Source organism: Heyndrickxia sp. FSL W8-0423, assembly GCF_038009395.1.
GTDB lineage: Bacteria > Bacillota > Bacilli > Bacillales > Bacillaceae_C > Heyndrickxia > Heyndrickxia sporothermodurans.
In genome coordinates this window covers 239417-263032 of the sequence record NZ_JBBPBE010000001.1, presented here as the reverse complement: position 1 = coordinate 263032, position 23616 = coordinate 239417, and the positions used below count along the sequence as shown (strand labels likewise).

At 36.4% G+C, this 23616-nt stretch carries 25 protein-coding genes; 14 read left to right on the top strand and 11 right to left on the bottom strand.

Annotation, left to right across the window (positions count from 1 at the left end; genetic code table 11):
• Positions 1-2: 2 nt before the first annotated feature.
• From MKY81_RS01215 to MKY81_RS01175, 9 genes are all read left to right on the top strand, one after another.
• Positions 3-518: an Imm6 family immunity protein gene (locus MKY81_RS01215; RefSeq protein ID WP_328018657.1), complete on the top strand. Its 516-nt coding sequence runs from the start codon at positions 3-5 to the stop codon at positions 516-518.
• A 530-nt stretch (positions 519-1048) separates the two neighbouring features.
• On the top strand, positions 1049-1630 hold the full coding sequence (locus MKY81_RS01210) for a polymorphic toxin type 15 domain-containing protein (RefSeq protein ID WP_268884525.1): 582 nt from the start codon (positions 1049-1051) through the stop codon (positions 1628-1630).
• Positions 1631-1644: 14 nt separating this feature from the next.
• Entirely contained in the window at positions 1645-2199 is a 555-nt protein-coding gene (locus MKY81_RS01205) for a T6SS immunity protein Tdi1 domain-containing protein (RefSeq protein WP_202757906.1), read from the top strand.
• 527 nt (positions 2200-2726) lie between these two features.
• On the top strand, positions 2727-3026 hold the full coding sequence (locus MKY81_RS01200) for an HNH endonuclease (RefSeq protein ID WP_341116295.1): 300 nt from the start codon (positions 2727-2729) through the stop codon (positions 3024-3026).
• A 25-nt stretch (positions 3027-3051) separates the two neighbouring features.
• Positions 3052-3507 carry a YrhA family protein gene (locus MKY81_RS01195; RefSeq protein WP_202757904.1) on the top strand — a complete coding sequence of 152 codons (456 nt, stop codon included), beginning with the start codon at positions 3052-3054 and terminating at the stop codon, positions 3505-3507.
• Positions 3508-3889: 382 nt separating this feature from the next.
• Positions 3890-4108 (top strand): hypothetical protein, encoded by a 219-nt coding sequence (locus MKY81_RS01190; protein ID WP_236004277.1) that lies wholly within the window; start codon positions 3890-3892, stop codon positions 4106-4108.
• Positions 4102-4455 carry a DNA/RNA non-specific endonuclease gene (locus tag MKY81_RS01185; RefSeq protein WP_327991664.1) on the top strand — a complete coding sequence of 118 codons (354 nt, stop codon included), beginning with the start codon at positions 4102-4104 and terminating at the stop codon, positions 4453-4455. The genes MKY81_RS01190 and MKY81_RS01185 overlap by 7 nt, the downstream gene beginning before the upstream one ends.
• A 19-nt stretch (positions 4456-4474) precedes the next feature.
• Positions 4475-4930, top strand: coding sequence for an immunity protein YezG family protein (locus MKY81_RS01180; protein WP_202757903.1), 456 nt, complete (start codon positions 4475-4477; stop codon positions 4928-4930).
• Between the two features lie 1116 nt (positions 4931-6046).
• Positions 6047-6937: a glycerophosphodiester phosphodiesterase gene (locus tag MKY81_RS01175; protein WP_341116289.1), complete on the top strand. Its 891-nt coding sequence runs from the start codon at positions 6047-6049 to the stop codon at positions 6935-6937.
• A gap of 10 nt (positions 6938-6947) precedes the next feature.
• Here MKY81_RS01175 and MKY81_RS01170 read toward each other — a convergent pair whose 3' ends face one another.
• Entirely contained in the window at positions 6948-8183 is a 1236-nt protein-coding gene (locus MKY81_RS01170) for an MFS transporter (RefSeq protein WP_341116288.1), read from the bottom strand.
• A 184-nt stretch (positions 8184-8367) separates the two neighbouring features.
• On the opposite strand from MKY81_RS01170, the gene MKY81_RS01165 reads away from it, so the two are divergent.
• From MKY81_RS01165 to MKY81_RS01145, 5 genes are all read left to right on the top strand, one after another.
• Positions 8368-9405, top strand: a complete 1038-nt coding sequence (locus MKY81_RS01165) for an ABC transporter substrate-binding protein (protein ID WP_107920630.1) — start codon at positions 8368-8370, stop codon at positions 9403-9405.
• Entirely contained in the window at positions 9365-10555 is a 1191-nt protein-coding gene (locus tag MKY81_RS01160; RefSeq protein WP_341116285.1) for an ABC transporter ATP-binding protein, read from the top strand. Before MKY81_RS01165 ends, MKY81_RS01160 begins: the two co-directional genes overlap by 41 nt.
• Positions 10552-12252, top strand: a complete 1701-nt coding sequence (locus tag MKY81_RS01155) for an ABC transporter permease (protein WP_341116283.1) — start codon at positions 10552-10554, stop codon at positions 12250-12252. The genes MKY81_RS01160 and MKY81_RS01155 overlap by 4 nt, the downstream gene beginning before the upstream one ends.
• A 463-nt stretch (positions 12253-12715) precedes the next feature.
• Positions 12716-13297: a DUF4878 domain-containing protein gene (locus tag MKY81_RS01150; RefSeq protein ID WP_108071046.1), complete on the top strand. Its 582-nt coding sequence runs from the start codon at positions 12716-12718 to the stop codon at positions 13295-13297.
• Positions 13298-13849: 552 nt separating this feature from the next.
• Entirely contained in the window at positions 13850-14149 is a 300-nt protein-coding gene (locus tag MKY81_RS01145; protein ID WP_108071032.1) for a hypothetical protein, read from the top strand.
• A 104-nt stretch (positions 14150-14253) separates the two neighbouring features.
• On the opposite strand, the gene MKY81_RS01140 is transcribed toward MKY81_RS01145, so the two are convergent.
• The 10 genes from MKY81_RS01140 to MKY81_RS01095 form a co-directional block, all read right to left on the bottom strand.
• Positions 14254-15000: a carboxymuconolactone decarboxylase family protein gene (locus MKY81_RS01140; RefSeq protein WP_341116281.1), complete on the bottom strand. Its 747-nt coding sequence runs from the start codon at positions 14998-15000 to the stop codon at positions 14254-14256.
• Between the two features lie 14 nt (positions 15001-15014).
• Positions 15015-16082, bottom strand: a complete 1068-nt coding sequence (locus tag MKY81_RS01135; protein ID WP_108071028.1) for a zinc-dependent alcohol dehydrogenase — start codon at positions 16080-16082, stop codon at positions 15015-15017.
• Between the two features lie 19 nt (positions 16083-16101).
• The gene (locus MKY81_RS01130) at positions 16102-17301 is read right to left on the bottom strand and encodes a thiolase family protein (RefSeq protein WP_108071026.1); all 1200 of its coding nucleotides are present in this window, start codon (positions 17299-17301) and stop codon (positions 16102-16104) included.
• On the bottom strand, positions 17298-17957 hold the full coding sequence (locus MKY81_RS01125) for a 3-oxoacid CoA-transferase subunit B (RefSeq protein WP_108071024.1): 660 nt from the start codon (positions 17955-17957) through the stop codon (positions 17298-17300). The genes MKY81_RS01130 and MKY81_RS01125 overlap by 4 nt, the downstream gene beginning before the upstream one ends.
• Entirely contained in the window at positions 17954-18637 is a 684-nt protein-coding gene (locus MKY81_RS01120) for a CoA transferase subunit A (protein WP_108071022.1), read from the bottom strand. Before MKY81_RS01120 ends, MKY81_RS01125 begins: the two co-directional genes overlap by 4 nt.
• A gap of 167 nt (positions 18638-18804) precedes the next feature.
• Entirely contained in the window at positions 18805-19482 is a 678-nt protein-coding gene (locus MKY81_RS01115; RefSeq protein WP_108071020.1) for a cyclase family protein, read from the bottom strand.
• Between the two features lie 29 nt (positions 19483-19511).
• Entirely contained in the window at positions 19512-20849 is a 1338-nt protein-coding gene (locus MKY81_RS01110; RefSeq protein ID WP_108071018.1) for a short-chain fatty acid transporter, read from the bottom strand.
• Between the two features lie 20 nt (positions 20850-20869).
• Entirely contained in the window at positions 20870-21811 is a 942-nt protein-coding gene (locus MKY81_RS01105) for a 3-hydroxyacyl-CoA dehydrogenase NAD-binding domain-containing protein (protein WP_108071016.1), read from the bottom strand.
• A gap of 236 nt (positions 21812-22047) precedes the next feature.
• Complete coding sequence (locus MKY81_RS01100) at positions 22048-22398, bottom strand: DUF3870 domain-containing protein (protein WP_108071014.1); 351 nt, start codon at positions 22396-22398, stop codon at positions 22048-22050.
• 267 nt (positions 22399-22665) lie between these two features.
• Positions 22666-23562 (bottom strand): LysR family transcriptional regulator, encoded by an 897-nt coding sequence (locus MKY81_RS01095; RefSeq protein WP_107920627.1) that lies wholly within the window; start codon positions 23560-23562, stop codon positions 22666-22668.
• Between the last annotated feature and the right edge of the window lie 54 nt (positions 23563-23616).

Below are 23616 nucleotides of genomic sequence, written 5' to 3'. Positions count from 1 at the left end.
AAATGAATCGATTTGATAATTTGAATGAGGATGCCAAAGTAGTATATCTATTGTCGTTATCTGACTTAATTATCGACAAAATTTCTAAATCTGAAGGATTTGAAGTAGCGGTTGAGTCATTAGAAAAAGCTTGGGAATGGCTGAAATTAAAGAATATTGATGCATATAGCCTTTATTTATATTTGGAAAACATGGATGAAACAGATATTATGACTTATATGCAACTCGAGGATGATAAGGATAAAGAGAAAGTATGGATATGTATAGGAAATGCGTTGGCATATACAATCTGGGAGGCGTATCAATATGAAAAAGAAAAATATCTCCCCCAGACTATTGAAAGTGTTGATTATGAAACTGTTGAGAGTTTCATAACAAATTTTGAAAAGGTATATGAGAATAACAACTTGCCAGATAAATTATTACACTTTCTTGAGGAAAATTATCCAAAAAATGCTGATAAAAAGTTGGATTTGGCTTCAGTTAAAACTTTTATTAATGAATCTATTGATAAATAAATAATCAAACATTCCAATAACCAAAAATGTATAATTATTTAGCAATCTAATCACACTTGTTATACTTTTAAAGGCTGATTCCTATGTAATGCTAAGGAAGAATGAACCTTTAGGTAACAGGTGTTTTTGTTTTTTATGAGTTATTTAAGCTTTGGACGACATGAATGATGCTTTACTGAAATTCAAGGGATGGATAAAACTGGAGTAAACTGTATTATAATTTCAGCACGGTACAGTAAAGCTTGATCATTTACGGGGGAGCGGGAATTTCATCGTTAAAAACTAGGATGAAAAAAGTACCCAATCTCAAAAAATATTGTCAAAACAGTCGGAAATCTGACCACCCCTGCTTAAAAAGCTTGGTCTCAATGAAAAAGATGTCGAAAATAAGCTGAAGTAAGTCAATAGACGATACAATATAAGCACGAAGATTCATCGATTCAGCCATCACACAAGGAAAAAACATCACCTCGACCCGACAACCATTGGACCTCGCTATAGAGGGATTCGGAAATACTGGAAGTGTCCGAATGCCTGTGGAGAATACGCATGCGGCTGAGAATTATTTTGCGGCTAAGCTTGGTAGGGGTACGGGTAATGTAAAGCATTTAGATGATGTACCTAGAATAAAAGAAATTGAAGTCAATTTTAAAAGAAATGTTAAACATGACTCCGAAGAGTTTGCGAGACAATTAAAAGACCAAGAAAAAGGTATGAATGAACTTACAGTTGATGAGTATATAAAAAATCGTGAGAAGTATATTGAACAAGGGCGTGCAATTGAAGGTAACGCTGCACAACAAGCTGCTCGAGAAAAAGCTTTAAATAAAAAAATAGAAGAATTATTTGAAAATGGTATGTCTTGGGAAGAAGCTGAGATAAAAGCAAATAGTTGGTTGAAAACGCAAGCAGCACTTCACAATCCAGACCAAATAGCTGGAGGTAATCCGCTAAATATTGGTGGTATGGGAGATAAAAGAATAAACTCATCAATTGGATCCCAATGGAAATATAGAATTGATATTGTGGATGAACAAATAGGCGAACTAGCTAAATTAATGACACCTGAGCAGCGAAAGAATACCTATTTAAATGTTAAGCTTACACATTAGAGGAGGTTTGTAATTTGAGCTTATTCAAAGATTTTAAGAAAGTAAGTGAAGTAGAGGAGTATACAATTAATAAATATAAAAATATGCTTCCAGAAGCTTTAATTGAAGCATGGAAAACATATGGGTATGGTACATTTATGAATGGGTACTTAAAAATAATTAACCCTGATGAATTTAGCTCTTTAGTAAATGACACTTATTTAAGAAGCAAAGGGACAATACCTATTTTCAGTACATCTATGGGTGATGTTATACTTTTTGAAAAGGATGAAAACCAAGAGTCCTATCTTGTAATGATTAACTACCGAAAAGGTAAAACAAAAGTGCTAGCTTCAAAATATTCCTTGTTTCTTAGATTTTTAGAGGAAGAGGCGTTTAGACAGAAGGCTTTAGATTGGCTTCCGTATCCAGAAGCAATAGAAAAATATAAAGAACCAGAGTATGATGACTGCTTTGGCTATACACCTTTACTAGGTTTAGGTGGAACAGAAAAAGTTGAGAACCTAAAGAAAGTAAAATTGAAGGAACATATTCTTATTATTACTGAATTTATGGGGCCAGTTCAGTAATGTTCAAGACTATGTTACAGAATTAACTATAAGCACTTGATTGCCTTATTGGGCAACAGGTGTTTTTTTGTTAGAAATTTTAACTTTGGACGACATTGGACAATGCTTTGCTTTACTCAAATTCATAGCTCTTGAAGGTAGTACCATCATAGAGAATCGTTTTAGCACTATGGAAACTGAACCAGAAAGAGTATGGCAAGATGACATTTTATTTGAATGAGGTACTTATAATACTACGGGACCACAAATTAAACAGAATGACAATGCTCGTGGCGATAAACAAATGGAGTAAGCAGCATTACAAAATTTGGAGTCACAATAAAGCTTGATCACTATTCGGTGTACGGGGTACGGGTGAAGTGGTTACCACAGATAGTCGTCCTGATTTTGTTGGTAAATTAAAAGGTGAGGACGTTATACTTCCTAATGTTAAAACAGAAAAGGTTACCTTTAATAAAAGAAATCCTATTGACACAGCTCAATTGTGAAAGGATTTTAATATGGTCAGGAAAGATTTGATGAAGTCTATGGCTAATAATCCTGAAAAAATAAAGGAATTAAAAAAGGCTGGAATTTCAGATAATGATATTGAAGATATGATGGAATATGGACTAGTTCCTGACGGTTGGCAAGTCCATCATAAAATCCCTTTGGACCAAGGTGGTACTAATGATGTGGAAAACTTAGTGCTAATAAAAAACCATCCATATCACAAGGTTATTACAAATGAGCAAAATTCATTAACAAAGGGTATGAAACCTGGGGACAGAAAGAAAGTGGATTTTCCTATTCCAAAAGGAGACATTTACCCTCCTAAGAAGGATTAAATAATATTTAGAAGGTGATTATTATATGTGGAAAGAGCAAGTTATTCAGATTTCCAAAATAAGAGAGAAACGAAATAGAAAACTCAATTTACCTGCCAATGAAAACGAGTTATCAAGATTTCGTAAATCTGTAGAAGAAAAATTCGGTGAAGATGTACTACCACAGCAATACTATGAATTTTTACAAACAGTTAATGGAATTGAATTTAATGGACTTAAAATTTATGGGATTGACCAAAACTTTTTGGATTCTAAGCCAATAAATCAGGTGGATAGTTTTTTTGATGCCAATGAAACATGGGAGTCAATTAAAGACGACGATGAGCTAATTTTTTTTGGCGATTCAGATATAGCTTGGTATTGTTATAATGTTTCTAAGAAAAGTTTTGTTGAACTAGATAAGCCTTCAGGTGAGCATATGGAAACATTTTGCGATTTTGATAATATGATTGAATCCGCTTTATCTGCAGCACTTAGTTAAATATACGATCTGACGGCAACTTTTTGCAGATGGAGAGGGAGCGTAGTATACAGAACCTGAGCAACGGTTAACTGTTTAAAGGTATGAGATAATAGCAAATGAATCTGAATAGTTATGATTGGAATTGGTAAAGTAATTGAAGATTACAAATGATTATTTCTGACCTTGATTGGCTCATGCCTTTCAAGGTTTTTTGCTTATTACATAAATGGTTAATATTTGACAAAGGATGTCGAAAATAAGCTGTAGTAAGTTAATAGACGATACAATAGAGATAGGCAGATTCATAGATTCAGCCATCACACATGGAAAAAATATCATCTCGACCCGACAACCATTGGACCTTGCCATGGAGGGATTCGGCAATACTGGAAGTGTCCGAATGCCTGTGGAGAATGCGCATGCGGCTGAGAATTATTTTGCGGCTAAGCTTGGTAGGGGTACGGGTAATCGTTTGGCTGGAGAAAGTAATGTTAAAACATTAGTGGAAAGAGGAGAACAGTATACAAACGGAAGGAAAAATCGATTAAAGCCTAATATTAGGTATAAAACTGAGAGTATGACTACTTCTATGAAACTGATAGTGCAGGTAGGATTGTAAAATTTGAAACAGAAAAATTACAATTAACAACTAGAAAAGATAGATTGTCACACAGTAAAAATACACCAGGAAAAGTAAAGGGGCAGGACCATGCAGGACATTTGGCAGGTGATAGATTTGGAGGCTCACCTAAAATTGAAAATTTGGTATCCCAATTATCTGATGTTAATTTGAAGCAATATAAGAAAATTGAAGATGAATGGGCTACAGCTTTAAAGGAAACCCCTCCAAAAGAAGTAACAATTAATCTAGAAGTTATATACTCTGGGAATAATGTGAGGCCGAAAAAATTCCTAGTAAAATACACAATTGATGGTGAATCGTTCTCTGAAGTCCTTTTAAACTAATCTAAGGAGTGAAAACTAGATGAATACTTTTGAAGATAGATTTAGTGAATTGCAAGCTGATATGATATCCATATGTATGGAGTATATTGAAGAGAGAGCGGATAAAGTATATGTTTACGCTTCATGTGAGGAAAGTACTATTTCGAGCAAGTATTTTTATTTAATTAATAATAAGTATGTAAAGCCTCATAAAGTGAATGATGCATTGGCGAATGGGGATGAAAGATACAATGTATCTTCGGAACGCCAGTTTATGGTATTAGATATCTTAAATGAAGATATTGAAAAAATTAAAGAATTATGTTTGGATTATGAAAAAGACATGCCTACTGAAATGAAGTTAATATATGATGTTAAGAGTGGCAAATTCAAAGCTGAATACAAGTATGATTTAGTTTATACTAATCATGAAACTAAAACGGCTCGTCAGATTGCTGATGAGTGGTTTGATGAGATACAAAATAATAAACTTTAAGGTTTGATTGTCAAGCCGTTTTATTATTGAAACTATAAAGCACTTGATTGCCGATTAGGAAACAAGTGATTTTTGTTTTTTCTGAGACAATAATGCTTTGGATATCATGAATGATGCTTTACTGAAATTCACAGCTCATGGGTTACAAATTAAAATCTATGATCCACAAACAGAAAAAAGGAAGATTCAAAAGCAGCGTATGCGTCACAAATTCAAAAGTATGATGCACAAAAAAGAATCTATGCGTCACAAACTAAAATCTATGCTCCACAAACTGAAATCTATGCTCCACAAACAGAAAAAAGGTAGATCCTAAAGCAGCGTATGCGCCACAAACCCAAAAGGATGATGAACAAAAGAGAATCTATGCTCCACAAATTAAAATCTATGATCCACAAACAGAAAAAAGGAAGATTCAAAAGCAGCGTATGCGCCACAAACCCAAAAGGATGATGAACAAAAGAGAATCTATGCGTCACAAATAGAAATCTATGATCCACAAACAGAAAAAAGCTAGATTCGAAAGCAGCGTATGCGCCACAAATCTAAAAGGATGATGAACAAAAGAGAATCTATGCGTCACAAATAGAAATCTATGATCCACAAACAGAAAAAAGCTAGATTCGAAAGCAGCGTATGCGCCACAAATCTAAAAGGATGATGAACAAAAGAGAATCTATGCTCCACAAATTAAAATCTATGATCCACAAACAGAAAAAAGGTAGAATTGAAAGCCACGTATGCGCCACAAACCCAAAAGTATGATACACAAAAAAGAATCTATACGTCACAAACCGAAATCTATGATCCACAAAAAAAAGCTAAACACTAAAGCGACATATACATCAAATTTCCCAATTAACCAGATAGTACAAAGCGCACTTTCAAGTATTCTATCATTTGGTAAAATAAGGTTAGATAAATACTAGGGAAGAGATAAAGAGAAGAAACCCAAATTGCGGTTGGGTTTTTTCATCTCTTTGGACTAGTTGATGAGGGGGTTGAGAGATAGAACTGTGAAGTGAAAAATGTCAATTCTATTAAACGATCAATGGATGTACACAACTTTGATGTCATTGGGACTGCTCTAAAAAATTTATTAAAGGAGAAGATACGATGAAAAAGTTTGGAACGAGTTTTGTCATTCTAATGGTATTTATGGTTATTTGTACATCTGGATTAAATGTTGCATACGGGAAGGGAAACGGAAAAGATCCATCTTTGAATCCTAATCGTATACTCAATGTAGCCCACCGCGGTGCTTCGGGATATGCTCCGGAACATACACTAGTATCCTATGAATTAGGAGAAAGATTGAAAGGTGACTATATTGAAATAGATTTGCAGATGACACAAGATGGAAAGTTAATTGCAATGCATGATGAAAAGCTCGATCGGACAACAAATGGTACGGGCTTTGTAAAAGATTATACACTAGCGGAAATTAAACAATTAGATGCTGGTTCATGGTTTAATGAAAAATACCCTGATCTAGCAAAACCTGAATATGTCGGCTTAAAAGTACCGACTTTGGAAGAAATTATTCAAAAGTTTGGCAGAAGCGGAAGATATTATATTGAAACAAAATCACCTGATGTATACCCCGGAATGGAAGAAGAATTGTTAAGGATTTTAGATAAATACAAATTACTTGGACAAAATGCACCATCTAGTAAAGTGCTTATTCAGTCCTTTAGTCCTGAAAGTTTAATCAAAATCCATTCGCTTAACCGAAAAGTGCCTCTTATTCAACTTATTTCTTATTCAAAACCAGCGACAATCACAGATGAAGAACTGAATAACATAAAGCAATACGCAATAGGAATTGGACCGAGCTACACAAAAATTGACCAGAAATATGTAGAAAAAGTTCGTGAACACAACATGCTAATCCATCCTTACACCGTTAATACGAGAGAAGATATGGAGAAATTACTAGATTGGGGCGTTACAGGGATGTTTACGAATTATCCTGACCTTCTTAACGAGGTATTAAAAAATAGGTAGCATTATCAGGTCAGTTATCATTATCCCTGACCTGAACCTTTTGGACTCTTATCCAATAAGAAGCTAAAATAAGTAAAATAAAAGCACTCCCAAAATAAAGATAACTAAATCCAAAAGGGATGGTAATAAGAAAATAACTGAAAAAGGGTCCAATAGCAGCCCCTATATCTTGAGAAATCGTATAATATGTAAGAAATGAAACAGCATTCGTCTGTTTCGCGACATCTGAGGCGACTGCATCAGATAATGTCGTTAAGCTGGTTGCGCTTAGCATAACTAGTAGACTAACAAAGATCCAAATATAAATAGACATGGAAAAAGGAAGGATCCCTATTACAACAGCGGAAAAAATGAAAGAATAGATAAAAAGGGGGAGCCTTCCTTTCAATCCATCAGAAAGTGCACCAACCCAACCGGCTACAAATGGCTCCCATATCCAACGTACTGCCTGAATCAGACCTGATAATGCTGTTACGGTAAAAAAAATTCCGGCAAAACGAATAGGTTCATTAAATAAGTCATCTATTAACGGACTTAAAGTAGAAGTTAGGATTCCTTGAAAGAGCAATGAAACAAAAAAGCCGCTTATAATGATGGAAAATGTTCCTTTTGGAAAATGAACGTTTGGTAAGGAAGGAGCAGGGCTATTTTTTATATTTCCTTTTGAATCTTGAATAGTAGTCACGGTGTGAAATAAATAAAAAAAGGCGAATAAAGTACAGACACCTAAAAGCAATGCCACATATTTAAGACCGATAAATGGCGTGAGTATCCCGCCAATAAGCATACCAAATAAGCTTCCTAAACGATAAAGTCCATTATATATCCCCATTGTTTTGCCCCGATTTTTGTCTGTAGTAGAAGCAATAACGGCCGCCAATCCACCGATCCGAAAGAAGGACCAAGCAATTCCCCACATTCCTCGTAAAATAAGCCACCCAACAAAGCCGGTGATCATTCCATAGCCAAATGTCGTAATCGTTCCCAAAATGACTGCTATGATTAACCCCATCTTTAGTGAGATTCTTTGATAGACCCAACCGATTATAGGGTTAAATGGTAGTCTTATAAATCGGTTAATTGATAATAATATTCCAACCTGCCAAAGTGAGTCAAGACCGACTTCTCTCCAAAAAATAGGTAAAGCGATATAGAGCATGGAATCCCCAATTAAGCAAATCGCTGTTACGAGTGAAATAGAGATAACAGCAGGTGGTGTGTCCTTGAATTGTAGTTTTTTTAACATGTGATCACCTGTTTATAATTTTGAATATTCACTATTTTAGTGATAGGTAGACTATTTGTAAAGGATAATCGTTCACTGAGACTAAAGTATCAAACTACTACTTATTTACATGATTAGAAAACTCGCTACATATAAATTTATTAAATATTGGGAAGAGAGTTAATAGAAACTAAGGGGGATAGATATGAGGAAAAAATTATTGCTTGTCTCAGCTTTTATTTTAATTGTAAGCGTATTCTTGCTTTCGGCATGTGCAGGTGAAAGCTCTTCTGGAGGTGGAGGGAAAGGTGGAGATCGGATCACTCTTTATTCTCCGGAAACCCCGGATATGTCGAAGGAACTTGCACAGAAATATGAAGAAATAAATGGCGGGAAAGTGGATGTTCAATATGCAGGTACCAATGTTTTAGTGAACAGAATGATGGCAGAAAAAGATAACCCACAAGCTGACGTATGGTATGGAGGAGGGGGTAGCCTTCCATTTGAAGCCGCTGCAGACAAAGGAATTATTACATCTTACATACCAGAAAGTGCGGAAAAATGGGATGTTACCGAGGATGGGATTAAATTAAAGCATCAGGACGGGAAATATGTTGGTGTAGAAATGTTCGTACTAGGTTTTTCCTATAATACAGAGCTTGTGAAACCAGAAGAAGCACCGAAAACTTGGGAAGATCTACTTGATCCGAAATGGAAAGGGAAAATTCAATTCTCTAATCCTGCCGCATCCGGAACCTCAACATTAATGGTTCTCAGCTATATGATGCAACATGGTGAGAAAGAGGGTTGGGAATATTTCAAGAAATTATCTAAACAAGCAAATTCTATTCCAGATTCTGGTTCAGGTCCTACGAAAGCCGTTTCAATGGGTGAAGCCTATATTGGAGTTGGCTTTGATTTTATGGCATATGAACAAAAGGCGAAGGGTGAAAGTGTAGATTTTGTTGTACCGGATAAAACTCCTATTCTCGTAAACCCGGCTTCATTAGTTGAGAAAGGGCCAAATCCTAAAGGTGGGAAAAAATTCATAGATTTCCTGTTAAGTAAGGAAGGTCAGCAAATACTAGCTAACTGGTACCATATTCCTCTTAATCCGGATGTGAAATCGAAAACTCCACTTACTTTAGAAAAGGTGAAGCCTCATGCAGTTGATTTAGATATTGATTGGGTGAATGAGAATTATGACCGTATTCGAAATGAGTGGAAAGAAAAATTTCAGTAATAAAGGAAGGGAGCTCATAATGGGATCAGTGAAAGTAGAACAACTTACGAAAGAGTTTTCAGGTGTAAAGGCACTTCATGATATTAATTTAGATATCCAAGAGGGTGAGTTTTTTGCCCTTTTGGGGCCATCCGGCTGTGGGAAAACGACAACTATGCGTTGTATTGCTGGATTCGAGCAGCCAACATCAGGAGAAATTAAGATTGGTGATCAAGTTGTTAATCAAATTCCGCCAAATAAGAGAAGCTGTGGAATGGTCTTTCAAAGCTACGCGCTTTTTCCGCATATGGATGTATTTGATAACGTTGCCTACAGTTTGAATATTAAACAACTGAAAGCCAGTCATCCATTGAAGCGCTTATCTATTTACATTAGGATGTTTAATAAAAAGTTGTCCAAATACCCAAAGGAGATGGAGGATCGTGTTAGACAAATTCTTGAATATGTAGAACTCGATAAATACGCCAATAGGCTGACGAGTGAATTATCAGGAGGACAGCAACAACGTGTGGCATTAGCGCGAGCATTGGTAATGGAGCCAAAAGTCCTGTTAATGGATGAACCATTATCCAATCTCGATCAAAAGCTCAGACATACGATGAGAACAACCATTAGAAGAATTCAACAAGATTTAAAAATAACAACCATTTTTGTTACACACGATCAAGAGGAAGCAATGAGCATGGCAGATAGAGTCGCTGTTATGAAAGATGGACAAGTCATCCAAATTGGTACACCAACGGAATTATATAGCCAGCCTGCTTCGCCTTTCATTGCAGATTTTGTAGGAACATCGAATATTCTCCCTGGGAAAGTGATCTCTTCTAAAGCAAATGAATCCGTTGTGCAAATCAACGGAAAACAAATAAAATCGACATTTCAAACGGACAAAGAAGAGGTAAATGTGATTATTCGTCCTGAAAATATTACGATCCTGTCAGAAGGAACTCCGTCCAGTGAGTCCGATGTGAATATTTTTGAAGGAAAAATAAATCAATCCACCTATCTCGGAGCAGCTGTAAGATATGAAGTATTGGTTAACGAAAGTACTTTAATCGTTGACACTACCTATTTTTCAGGTAGAGAAATTTTAAAAGAAGGTACAAAAGTACAATTAGCGGTGTCATCTGAAAGGGTGTTACTCATATGAAGAAACGGAAGACACTAAGTGGTCTTACTCTTGTTAAAATATTGCTATATACATTTTTTGGACTATTTCTCCTCCTTCCGTTATTCTCAGTCTTTTTAGTTAGTTTTACTGGTCAGCCAATGAATATTCTAGGGGCGCTAACTAATTCAACTATATTGAGCTCTACCATTGATAAATTGAAAGGTTTTTCACTAGAGCATTATAAAGTGATTTTTACGAATAAGGGTTACTATGATGCGTTGCTTAATAGCTTATGGTTAGCTTTACTCGTTTCCGTTATTGTCATCATCGTTTGTATCCCGATTGCTTATGGCATCGCTCGAACAAAAATGCCACTCAAAAAGACGATCAGTGCATTATGTACGATCCCATTGATCGTACCGACATTCATTTCTGCTTATGCCTTTATTATTATGTTTGGCCGATCAGGATGGGTAACTTATATTTATCAAATGCTAGGTGGAGAGGGACTACTAATCAATCCTTATTCAATGATTGGAATTATTATGGTGCAAGTCTTTTTCTTTTTCCCATATGCTTTATGGCCAATGGTTGCCGCATTTAAAGTAAGTGATCTTTCACTTGAGGAAGCATCGAGAAATTTAGGTGCAAAAAATTGGCTTACATTTATAACTGTGACGTTTCCATTAGCTATTCCTGGTATTTTATCAACCGTTTTAATTATTTTTGCGGTGAGTTTCTCCGATTTTGGAAGTCCGATTATTTTAGCGCCAAAAGATTTAAACCTATTAGTCGTCGAGGCGTATCGTGAAATTGCTGGATTTTTCAACTGGGCGGGAGCAGCCATACTAACAGTTGTCATGATTCTAGTTGCCGCATTCTTTTTCTGGCTGCAAAACCTATTTACGAAAAATAGAAATTACGGATCGGTGTCCGGAAAGCCAAAACTACAGAAATTAAATGATAATAAAGTCCTTACACGTGTATTATCCGCATATTCTGCCGTGATTGTGTTCGTTCCTGTGTTTGCGATGTTATCTATTTTCGTACAATCCATTGCGACTACTTGGGGTAAGGATCCGTTGCCAAATGGTTATACATTGAAACATTACCAAACGATTTTCACTAGTTCATTAGGCAATATTCAAAATAGTATCGTACTGGCAATCGGTGCTTTATTATTAAGCGTGATCATTGCTACGTTCATTTCATATTTTGTAGTAAGACAAAATAATGCAAAGTTGGATTTCATGACCTCGATTCCTTTAGTTGTTCCGGGAATTGCTCTAGGCATTGCCTTAATTCAAACATTTAATACGGCCCCACTTCAGTTAACAGGAACAGCACTCATCCTCATTATCGGTTATACGATACGACGTCTGCCATATATGATTCGTTCAACCATGGGGACGATGAGAGCGATTAAACAGGATATTGAAGAAGCGGCCATTAATCTCGGCGCCTCTCAATTAACAGCTGCTTTAACGGTTATCGGACCATTAATGTTACCAGGAATTGCAGCCGGTTCTATTTTGGTTTTTGTTACGGTCATTAAAGAAACAAGTATATCGATATTACTCGCTCCTGCAGAATGGGCACCTATGAGTCTAGCGATTTTTCAAAATATACTACGTGGAGAGTACTATTCTGCAGCTGCAATGTCTGTTATTTTAGTAATTTTAGTGCTGATTTTGCAAGCGATTGCTAATAAATTGACGAAAAAACAACGAAGATAAAGGGAGTTTGTATGTACCGGGAGCGAGGAGCGGGGAACTATTTATAAATTTTTACTAAATATGTATTTAATCTATACCCGCAAGAAAACGACAAATAAGAACCGCCCGCATCGGCGAAAACGAAAGGGCGGCTCTTCTCGTAATTAATTTACCTGAACACATACCGTCTTGCGATAGGTAGTGTTCAAACCAGGGAGTTCTGAGCTCCTTGGTTTATTTTATGTTTATACACTTATAGTATATTCTACATAATAAAAAATATAGGAATTTGCACTGCTCTTTTTTTTCGCAAGCATGAAAAAGGGGTATCGTTCCTTTAATGGTAATACTGTGCATTTATCTTTTGCTAATAATTTTCCCGAAATAGTAAAAAATGTGGTAAATTTAGTATTGTACTAAAATTATATAGACATATAAGGAGAGAAACATTTTGGGGAAATTAAGCAAAAAATTAATCGCAATCATGCTCGTTGCAGGATTGACAGCAATTATGTTAACCGGGTGTGGTTCACCAAAACCAGCGGATACGGTAAAAGACTTTTTGACTTCCATACAATCAGCTGACTATAAAAAGGCAATGAGTTATGTGGATACAAAATCAGATAGTGATCTTTCCGCACTAAATGAAAGTAAAGATGGGCTAGATGGGAAAGAAATATTGAAAGCAATCGCTAAAAATTACAAATTTGAAAATCCTAAAGAAGTATCGAATAAGGATGGTAAGGCAAAGGTAAAAGTGAAAATTACCTCTGTAGACATGCAAGTGGTCTTTACTCAAACGATGAATGACGTGATGCCAATGGCTTTTGCCGGTGCGTTCAATGAAAACGAAGAAGAAGCCGATAAGACAATGGAAAAACTCATGTCATCAACACTTATGAAAAACCTTAAATCCAAAGATGCAACAATGGCAACCCGTGATGTAACCTTGAATTTGAAGAAAGACAAAGATGGAGAATTCAAAATCGTTTCGGATGATAATTTGCTTGAAGCTGTTATGGCGAATTCAAAAGAGATTGATAAAATGTTTGGTGAAAAGAAATAAGGAAACAGGGGGACGGCTCGCACGTCCCCCTGTTTTTTTACCAACTTCTTGGAAGGAAACTCAATACCGATCAATAAATTGTGAGGGTGGTTGGTTGTTGCCCTTCTTTCCTTTTTAAGGAAGGGAGGTGGATAAATGGCGTCTTAAGATGCGTAGAGAAAAGGAATCCTGGTCGTTAAAGAGGAAGAATGAAGCCGAAGATGCGTAAAGAGAGTGAATCTTGGTCGTCAAAGAGGAGGAATGAATCCCAAGATGCGAAAAGAAAGTGAATCTTGGTCGTCAAAGAGGGGGAATGAATCCCAAGATGCATAAGGAAAAGGAATCTTGGTCGTCAAAGAGGAGGAATGAATCCCAAGATGCATAAGGAAAAGGAATCTTGGTAGTCAAAGAGAAGGAATAAAGCAGAAGATGGGTAAAGAAATTGAATCTTGGTCGTCAAAGAGGAAGAATGAATCCCAAGATGCGAAAAGAAAAGGAAACTTGGTCGTCAAAGAGGAAGAATGAATCCCAAGATGCGTAAAGAGATTGAATCTTGGTCGTCAAAGAGGAGGAATGAAGTCCAAGAAGCAATTATCGTTGCATGAAATCAGGTTCAGTATTGGCATTGGTTGTTTTAATCGTCAAAGAGACAAGAAAAAAGTAACCGTCCAGCTCACGACCAAAGGAGAAATAACTGCAAACGGCACATATAATCGAGTGCTTATCGAATATTTGCAAAATGGACCAACACAAGTAGCGAAAAAACTATTAAAGAATGCAATAAAAAATAACCCGTATGTGGTTGATTATTTACTACAGAAAAAGAAACTCTCTCTATATAGCCCTGCTACATATAGTTTAGGAGACATCTAAGGGATAAATTCACAAAAAAGGAATGAAAAAATTTGAAGAAAAGTAAACAAAAAAAGCACCTGATTGCTATTTTAGGTAACAGGTGCTTTTTGTAAAATAAGAATTTATTTAAGTAAATCTGCCCCTTCAAACCATGCTGGTATCCCAGCAGTTAAAACAGCTGTAAGGTGACATTCTGCTAATTCTGCCTCTGTCGCACCGCATGATCTTGCGCCTTCTGTATGGATTCTGATACCTTCAGGGTAGCGTTCCGATGTGTTAATTCCAACCAACACTAGTTCTTTGAGTTTACGAGAAACTTTACCATCTGTTAAATTTACATTCCGTAAATTTGTGTAATGAAGAAGTGCATCTGGATGGTATTCTGCTAAATCTGTTACCCATTTTGGTTCGCTTCCGAACATCGAGCGATAATATTCTAAGCAGTCATTAAGATTCTTAAATTCATTTTTATTTACTGATTGAATTTCAGTTTCCTGATGATCCATAGAATAATCGTTTTCCTTCATGTAATTAGCTGCAAATGCGAGGGATTTAATCCCTTCTAACCATGCAGGTAAGCCACGTGAAAGAATACAAACAGAAAGTATTTCAGCTAATTCTTCAAGGGTTGCCCCAGCATCAACAGCACCTTGTGTATGATAAATCATGCTTCTTTCATAGCGTCTAGCTGCATTAATCCCTACTAGGATACATTCTTTTTCTTTTCTGGATAGTGCACCATCCTTCAAAATCCCATGACGAAGTTCAGTATAGGCTTCAAGGGCTTCGGGATTATAAGTGTTCATTTTAACAACCCAATCGGGTGCTTTTCCATATACCTTTGTAAAAAAATCAATGGCATTTGTCACTATATTTCACCTCTTTAAAATGATTTAAATGTAATTACTGTTTTCCCGGGAGCACGATCTAACGAATTTTGAAATCCTTCTTTTGCCCTATCATAAGGAAATACACCTGTTATTAATTTTTCGAATGGAAACTTTGGATTTGCTGCATATGAAACGGTTTTATGAAAGCTATCATTAGTGATACCGTAGCTTCCTTTAACTTGGATTTCCCCTCGAACAATTTGGTCCATTGGAAGGGAGAACTCGTTATTTGAAATTCCGACTAGAACGATTTCCCCACCCTTTTTTAGAACGGTGATTGCTGTTTTAGGTACGGAATGATGGCCGGAACTATCAAAAACAGCATCATAACCCAATGGAGTACATTCAAGAAGGTCATTGGTTCCCTCTTCTCCAAGAATAATAGTTTCATCTGCTCCAAGTTCTTTTGCCTTTTCTAATCTTTGTTCATCACCTGTTATCCCTGCAACCACAATTTTCTTAGCATTAAGACCAGAAAGAATGCTTACGATTGCTAGACCAATAGGTCCCGGTCCAAAAACGACTATTGATTTTTCTTCAATATTATCAATTTTTTCTACTGCCGTTACACCTACTGCAATGGCTTCAAGGATAGCTGCTACTTCATCGGAGGTATTGTCATCGATAAGAACAATATTTTTTTCGGGAACAATTAAAAATTCCGACATACCGCCATTTTTTCTAAACCCATATTGTAGCGATTGCGGTGGACGTTTTTGAACAAAAAACTCCCCAAAATCACAACGGTTTTCTTCCCCTCTTAAGCAAAATTCACATTGTCCGCACGGAATGTAGGGGTTTACAATGACTCTTTTACCTTTATTCGAGGAATCCGATCCCTCGCCTACCTCTACAACCGTTCCTGAAATTTCGTGCCCAAATACAAGTGGGTAGTCAATCCAATCATAGCCACCATGACCTGCATACATATGTAGGTCACTGCCACAAATCCCAACAGCCGATACTTTTACAATAACCTCGTTTTTACCAACATTACCCAGTTCCAATTCTTTAATCGAAATATCATATGGTTCTGCCGAATTTTTTACAATTGCTTTCATTAGTGAGCACTCCTTTTATTTATTGTGGACATTTTTTGAGGATTGTCGCAATACCTTGGCCTCCTGCAGTACATAACGTTGCCAAACCGTATTCAGCACGTCTTTTTATCATCGCATGTATTAATGTTACACAGATGCGGGCACCGCTGTTTCCAATGGGATGGCCTAGTGCAATAGCTCCTCCATTTACATTTACTTTATCAATAGGAAGTTCAAGCTCTTTAATGACTGCCAATGACTGTGCCGCAAATGCTTCATTTAATTCTATTAAATCTATATCACTTAGTTGAAGATTAGCAGATTTTAGCGCCTTTTTTGAAGCCTCAACTGGTCCAATCCCCATTCTATCTGGGGCTACTCCTGCTACCCCTAGACTTATAATCTCAGCCAAAGGAGTTAAATGATATTGATTAACGATATCCTCTGAAACTACCAAAAGCATAGAAGCACCATCGTTTAAACCAGATGCATTTCCCGCGGTTACCGTCCCATTTTCTTTGAAAACAGTCTTCAAATTTGCTAGTTTTTCAAGACTGGTTTTTCGAGGATGTTCATCCACTTCGAATATAATGGAAGGTTTCTTTCTTTGTGGGACCTCTATAGGAATAATTTCATCCTTAAATTCCCCGGATTCAATAGCATTTGCCGCTTTTAATTGGCTATTCAATGCGAATTTATCTTGTTCTTCTCTACTTATAGAATAATCTTCAGCCAAATTTTCAGCTGTATATCCCATCGTTAATCTTCCGTACGGATCCTCAGGCTGTGAACCCGGTTGGCTTTCCTTATTAGGATCAAGTAATTCAGCGTTTCCTGCTCCATATCCATATCTAGCGTTTCTTAAGTAATAGGGTGCCGTACTCATACTTTCTACACCGCCAGCAATGACAACATCATTAAATCCACTTGCAATCGACATAAACGCATTTTGTATGGCTTGCATCCCTGATCCACATTGGCGATGAACCGTATATCCCGGTAATGATTCAGGGAGTTTTGCCTTTAGAAGCGAGTATCTTGCAATATTGGATTGATCCTGGCTTTGTTTTGCTTGACCGATAATAACCTCATCGATTTTCTCCACAGGCACAAGATTTTTCTTAATCAGGTCATGATAAAGAGGTAATAATAAATCGTCGGGAGTCATGTCCTTTAAAGTTCCTCCCATTTTTCCAACTGCCGTTCTTTGTGCACTGACAATATATACTTTACGACTCATCGTACTTGCAACTCCTTTATTATTTCAAAATCAAATTCCGTGTGTTGTTTTACTGTTTCAAGAGTAGTGTCAGGCATTAACTCAATTAATTGCCATACGTCATTTTTTCGCTCAAATACGGCAAGCTCTGTAATAATCATGTTGACTTTGCGATTTGAAGTGATTGGATAGGTACATTTTTTAACCAATTTGGATTCTCCATGTTTATTCGTGTGATTAGTAGTGACAATGACTTTTCTTGCTCCGACAAGTAAATCCATCGCTCCGCCAACACCCATAATATTTTTTCCTGGTATTGCCCAATTGGCGATAAGACCATCCTCGTCTACTTGCAATGCTCCTAAAATAGCGACATCAACATGAGATCCACGTATCATAGCAAATGAAGTAGCACTGTCAAAATAAGATGCACCAATATGTTCTCCGACAGGCAATTTACCGGCATTTACTCTCAACGGATCATATTCACTTTCATCAGGTAATTCCTTAACACCTAGTAGACCGTTTTCAGTATGAAAGTAAATGGATTCTGATTTAATGTATTTTGAAACTAATGTTGGAATCCCTATTCCGAGATTAACAACGGAATTTTCCTTTAATTCAGCAGCTGCACGCTTTGCAATTAGTTCTTTTGATGTTAATTGTGTTTTACTCATCTTGAAACAACCCCTTCCTTAGTTAAAATCTTTTCACTTAGAACAATCGCATCAACAAAAAGATGGGGTGTGACAATCTCTTCAGTAGAAAGATCACCGTTTTCAACAATTTCATCCACTTCAGCAATGACATATTTGGCTGCAGTTGCCATCATAGGATTGAAGTTGCGTCCGGTTTTATAGTAAGTTAGGTTACCAAGTTTATCAGATTTATAAGCCTTAATTAATGCAATGTCGGCTGTCAAGGCAGGTTCAAACAAATATCGCTCACCGTTAATTTCGCGAACCTCTTTATCTTTTCCTAATTCAGTGTCTACTCCTGTTCGAGTATAATAGCCTCCAATACCTGCACCACCTGCACGGATGGACTCGGAAAAGGTCCCTTGGGGAAGTAATTGTAAATCAATTAGCCCTTCATTGTAAGCATCTCCCACTTCTCTGTTACTTGTAAAATAGGAGCCAATCGCTCTTCTGATCTTTCCCTGTCTAAGAAGAATGCCAAGTCCTTTTCCCGGTTCCCCCAAATTATTGCTCATAATGGTTAACCCATCTGCATCATGGCGTGTAAGTTCATCAATTAATGTTAGAGGAGCACCAACTAATCCAAATCCTCCAACCATTAATGTTTGACCTGATTTTACTTGTTGAATAGCCGTCACGGCGTCAGTTATTTTAGTCATTATCCAATTTTCCCCTTTCTGTTATTTAAAAGATAAAAAAGCCCAGTCTACTCCAGAAAAGAATGTTCTTCTCTAGAAAGACTAGGCAATCTTAACTTAAATGGAAACTTTTGATTCCCACAATTAAGATTTTGGCTTCCTATTTACATATTATTATGTTGGTTATCTTACCATTCCTCAATTGCAACTGCACGAATTGGGGAACCTGTCATACCTTTTAAGTTCAGTGGTGTTCCAATAAAATAGAATCTATTTTTAGATAGCTTATCTAAGTGAACGATGTTTTCCATAATTAATATGTTTCTACCTAGTAATTTTAAATGGACATCTCTACGCATATTTTCGTTAATGTCTGCGTTTGGGAGATCTAAACCGATTGCTTTTATTTTATTTTCAACAACCCAGTCTCCCACAGTGCCATCTAAAGCCTTACAATCAAAATATCCATCTCCTTGCCATTCTCCTGCCCAGCAACGGAAGAAAACGATGTCTCCTTCTTTAATTTCTAACTCATTCTCCGTAACCCTTGCTTCAACCATTTCACGTGTTACAGGTTGGCTTGGGTCCTTATCGGATAGGTCAATTAATACAGCCTCTCCCATTGTGGCATCTAGTGGAATATCTTCAATAGTTAAACCGTCATCAAAAAAGTGATAAGGTGCGTCCATATGTGTTCCACCATGGTCGGACATCATAAATACCTTACTATTGAATCCTTCACATGGTGCGACATACCTTGCTTTAGATTTTGCTTTTGTTTCGTAATCCATTACCACCATTTTTGGATGGGATGGAAAGGAAACTAATCCGTCATATAACAAAACAGATAAATCAATAATTTTCATTAGAATAACCTCCGAATCTATCTATATATTTAGCCTAGATATCCCCAGGCTAGAACAGCTACGATATACACAATACCAATCCAGAACATGGAAACTACGGTGTATCCCATAACATCTTTAAGTTTTAATTTTGATAGTGCTAGGGCTGGTAAGATCCAGAAAGGTTGAACCAAATCATTCCAAGCGTTACCAAGCATTACAGACATCGATGTTTGCCCAAGAGATGCGCCTAATTCTTTTGCAGCGTCTATCATAAATGGCCCTTGGACAACCCAGTGTCCACCGGCTGATGGTGCAAAGAAGTTGATGACAAAGGAACTCACAAGTCCCCATAATGGAAGTGTAGCTGCACTTGACATATCGACAAACAATTTTGAGATTGTTGTAACTAGACCTGAAGCAGCCATGATCGCCATGATTCCTGCATAGAATGGATATTGAAGAATAATACCCGCAATGGTTTTAATCCCGTCGTTTAATTTAGCAACATAATTAGCCGGTGTACCCAAAAGAATGATACCTAAAAATAGAATAATGAAATTGATCATATTTAAATCAAGTGACTCACCGGAAACAAAATGATAGATCACATAGATGATCCCAACTAATCCGATTAGAAGGCTTAGTATACGGCTATTATTTAATTTGTTTGCGAACGTATCATTCGCAAGAACACTCTCAGCTGATGCTGCCACCTCTTTTTCAGCTTCAATAGATGGGTCATATTCAATGATATCTTCCGCATTTTTCGGATGAAGCCAAGCGTTTAGAAGAGGTAATGTAATAATAACTACTAAACTTGTAATAATCATAGGTAGTGAAAAAATTGTGTGTGATAATCCAACAACGCCCATTGCCTTTTCTAATGGGTGTCCTGGCGTAGAGATTAAAACAGGGATACTTGCTGAAATTCCTAGACCATACATTGTAAAACCACTGTATGCAGCGGCAATAATTAAAGGATAATGGACACCCTTAACTTTTGACGCTAGTTTCTTTGCCATTATTCCACCAATGACAAGTCCAAATCCCCAGTTAAGATAACTACCAATAGCACCAACTAATGTTGCGACAATGATGGCTGTTCTTGGTTTATGAACCTTATTAACAATTTTTGTTAGTAATTTATCAACGATTGGAGCGCTTGCCAGTACGTACCCCATTGCCAAAATGACCGCCATTTGAGTGGTGAAGGCAAGTAAATCCCAAAATCCATTTCCCCAGGCTTTTGTTGTAGATAGAAATCCTTTCCCCTCAACTACCATTGCTAGAATAATAGTTAATAAAGTTAACCCAATGGCAAAAACAAACGGATCCGGTAAATACTTACGCATTAAGTTTGTGAAAAATTTTGTCACCTTTGACATATCCCTACCCCCTTAAGATATTAACTTTTTGAATTCATCCAACGTTTGAGTTCAAGCAGTTGAGCGTTTTTTCTTTTTAATACGGATTCCGAAGGTTCATTCCATTTATAAAAACCTTCTCCTGCTTTGATTCCAAGTTCACCATTTTCAACCTTAGAAGCCAACAATTTAGATGGTGTACTACAATTTTCCAAATCTTTATATAGATAGGAAGCAATATCGTGATGGATATCTAATCCATTTAAATCTCGTTGTTCTAGTGGACCGGTAAATAATAATCTCATTCCAATGCTATACTGAACGACTGTATCTATATCTTCGGCTGATGCAACTTCGGACTCAAGAAGAGAGATCGCTTCTCGAGCTAGAGCATGTTGAATGCGATTTGCGATAAATCCAGGTATTTCTTTTTTCACTAATACCGGCTTTTTACCAACAGATTTTAGAACAGACATTACTTCATCAATTGTATCCTGTGAGGTACATTCACTCTTAACCACCTCTACTAACGGAATAATATCAGCAGGCATAAAGAAGTGAGTTCCTACAGCTCTTTGTGGGTAAGCTAAAACGCTTACAATTTCATTAATCGAGAGCCCTGATGTATTTGTAGCTATGATGACTTCACTGCTACAATAGGATTCTATTTGTTTAAAGACTTCATGCTTTAATGATAGTTTCTCAGGAACGGCTTCTATAATAAAATCCGCACCAGATATAGTAGAGATGTCACTTGAAACGGTTAATTGTTCCATCACTGGATTAATCATGTTTTTATCAAAAAGATCATAAAGTGAAAGTTGGGCTAATTGATCGGCTATTTTGACTTTGGCACGCTCCAAAGCATCTGGAAATGGATCAATCAAGTGAACGCTTATATTATTTTGTAAAAATAATTGAGCAATACCACTACCCATTGTTCCGGCACCAACAACGGTTACATTCTTTATTCCAGTTGGCAAATTATTCCCCCCCTAGTACAAAAAAAGGCATAAAAAATAGCTTTTCCCATAGAGAATAAAGGTAATAATACCTTATTTTCTAATGGAAAAGCTATGTTTCCTTAAGTGGATATGAAAGGGTCGCTTTCATAGGTTAAGAAAATGGCTTTTCGTACGAAAATACTTTATTAACACAATTTTTATTAATATATTTAGAATTTTATCAAGATAACGAATGACCTGTCAATATATTTTTGCTATTGGATTTTTTTGGAATGACGATCCATTTGTTCAACGTACCTCTGGTAGGCTGTTTTTAATGCAACGACAACAGAGTGGGTAGATGGTGCAAAATAATGTGCTTCTATACGTTTGATTAAGTCATCGATGCCATTAGACAAATCATAGCCTACTAGTAACCTCCGAAAGAAGTTTTGTGCCAAATCCGTAATTAAAGTAAATTCAGCATCTATAATAACATTAGAATTCATATTAATTTCCAAAACAATTCCGGAGTGTTTATATTGTTCAAACATTGCTGTCCCTTGAGGGGCCTTAGCATATCCCGTGACCAATACTGTATCAAGATCTACTAATTCTTTTCCCATTCGAAATCACCTCTATTTTATTTTAACTTATAAAGAATGTAATTGTAAGTCAAGGATTTTGATATGCTTTAGTAGATTAAGTCATAGTACTTTTCTTTGCGAGTCTATTTTTATGAGAAAGAATTCTTCTTCAATTTATACTGAATTTCTTCAGTTTAGTTTATAGTATAACGCAGACCGAGATATCCCTAAATGCTGTAGCGGAGGAACGAGCGTCCTAGATTAATAGTTAAAGAAGAACCGTCCCTTTGTTTTCGTCCCTATTTATCAAATCCTCCACTGTGAAAAATACTTTAAAAGGAAATCAACGAATATTTCAGTGACATCATCAAAAGGGGTATCTTTTAAGTGGATTAAATCATAATCCCGCTTAATGTAGGGCAGGTCAGATACCTTCTTTTCTAATAGAGTTCCTTTTTTTAGCTCCTTTTGAATGGCGGACCTTGGCAATATAGCTATACCCATTTTTTGTTCGACCATTCTTTTTACTACCTCAATATTATCCACTTCCATAATGACATTCTGCGGAAGGTGCAAACGGTCAAAAGCATTATGAATAAGAGTCCAATCAATGGATTGTTGATTATAAAGGATAAATTTCTCTACTGCTATTTCTTCCATTGAAATGTCATTTTTACATTGGAATGGGTGTTCAGGATAGACGGCTAAAATCATTTCATCATTAAATAAATGTACGGTATCTATTTTTGGATGTGTAACCGATCTGGTAATACCAAATTTTACTTGATGTTTTAATACCATATCTAAAACTTGAGGTGAATGCCCAGTAAGGAGGTTTATCTTGGTTTTTGGGAATTTATCGTGAAATTCTTTAATGACAAATGGCAAGAAATTGAAAGCTGCAATAAAAACCGCTGAAATCTCAATTTCTCCCTTTAATTCGGATTTTGTTCGTTCAACGGCTTGTTTTCCAGCTTGAAGATTTTGAAATACATTTTTAGCATAAGGAAGAAAGGCCTCTCCTTCTTTAGTCAAGGTTACATTGTTTCCCGCTCTATTAAATAATTTGCAGTTTAATGCAGATTCTAGTGATTTAATCCGTGTACTTACAGTTGGCTGGGTTGTATATAAAGATTCTCCCGCCTTGCTAAAACTTGATGTTACTGCAACAAAAAGGAATGCCTCAATTTGTTCGATATTCATCCTTATACTCCCCCCCTATAAAATTATTTTATAGCAATTATCGTAAATATTTAT

What these genes read in the sequence shown, in the direction of transcription:
- MKY81_RS01215 (WP_328018657.1), top strand. Translation starts at nt 3, where the DNA reads ATGAATCGATTTGATAATTTGAATGAGGATGCCAAAGTAGTATATCTA.
- MKY81_RS01210 (WP_268884525.1), top strand. Translation starts at nt 1,049, where the DNA reads ATGCCTGTGGAGAATACGCATGCGGCTGAGAATTATTTTGCGGCTAAG.
- MKY81_RS01200 (WP_341116295.1), top strand. Translation starts at nt 2,727, where the DNA reads ATGGCTAATAATCCTGAAAAAATAAAGGAATTAAAAAAGGCTGGAATT.
- MKY81_RS01195 (WP_202757904.1), top strand. Translation starts at nt 3,052, where the DNA reads ATGTGGAAAGAGCAAGTTATTCAGATTTCCAAAATAAGAGAGAAACGA.
- MKY81_RS01190 (WP_236004277.1), top strand. Translation starts at nt 3,890, where the DNA reads ATGCCTGTGGAGAATGCGCATGCGGCTGAGAATTATTTTGCGGCTAAG.
- MKY81_RS01180 (WP_202757903.1), top strand. Translation starts at nt 4,475, where the DNA reads ATGAATACTTTTGAAGATAGATTTAGTGAATTGCAAGCTGATATGATA.
- MKY81_RS01175 (WP_341116289.1), top strand. Translation starts at nt 6,047, where the DNA reads ATGAAAAAGTTTGGAACGAGTTTTGTCATTCTAATGGTATTTATGGTT.
- MKY81_RS01170 (WP_341116288.1), bottom strand. Translation starts at nt 8,183, where the DNA reads ATGTTAAAAAAACTACAATTCAAGGACACACCACCTGCTGTTATCTCT.
- MKY81_RS01165 (WP_107920630.1), top strand. Translation starts at nt 8,368, where the DNA reads ATGAGGAAAAAATTATTGCTTGTCTCAGCTTTTATTTTAATTGTAAGC.
- MKY81_RS01160 (WP_341116285.1), top strand. Translation starts at nt 9,365, where the DNA reads ATGACCGTATTCGAAATGAGTGGAAAGAAAAATTTCAGTAATAAAGGA.
- MKY81_RS01155 (WP_341116283.1), top strand. Translation starts at nt 10,552, where the DNA reads ATGAAGAAACGGAAGACACTAAGTGGTCTTACTCTTGTTAAAATATTG.
- MKY81_RS01150 (WP_108071046.1), top strand. Translation starts at nt 12,716, where the DNA reads ATGCTCGTTGCAGGATTGACAGCAATTATGTTAACCGGGTGTGGTTCA.
- MKY81_RS01145 (WP_108071032.1), top strand. Translation starts at nt 13,850, where the DNA reads ATGAAGTCCAAGAAGCAATTATCGTTGCATGAAATCAGGTTCAGTATT.
- MKY81_RS01135 (WP_108071028.1), bottom strand. Translation starts at nt 16,082, where the DNA reads ATGAAAGCAATTGTAAAAAATTCGGCAGAACCATATGATATTTCGATT.
- MKY81_RS01130 (WP_108071026.1), bottom strand. Translation starts at nt 17,301, where the DNA reads ATGAGTCGTAAAGTATATATTGTCAGTGCACAAAGAACGGCAGTTGGA.
- MKY81_RS01125 (WP_108071024.1), bottom strand. Translation starts at nt 17,957, where the DNA reads ATGAGTAAAACACAATTAACATCAAAAGAACTAATTGCAAAGCGTGCA.
- MKY81_RS01120 (WP_108071022.1), bottom strand. Translation starts at nt 18,637, where the DNA reads ATGACTAAAATAACTGACGCCGTGACGGCTATTCAACAAGTAAAATCA.
- MKY81_RS01115 (WP_108071020.1), bottom strand. Translation starts at nt 19,482, where the DNA reads ATGAAAATTATTGATTTATCTGTTTTGTTATATGACGGATTAGTTTCC.
- MKY81_RS01110 (WP_108071018.1), bottom strand. Translation starts at nt 20,849, where the DNA reads ATGTCAAAGGTGACAAAATTTTTCACAAACTTAATGCGTAAGTATTTA.
- MKY81_RS01100 (WP_108071014.1), bottom strand. Translation starts at nt 22,398, where the DNA reads ATGGGAAAAGAATTAGTAGATCTTGATACAGTATTGGTCACGGGATAT.
- MKY81_RS01095 (WP_107920627.1), bottom strand. Translation starts at nt 23,562, where the DNA reads ATGAATATCGAACAAATTGAGGCATTCCTTTTTGTTGCAGTAACATCA.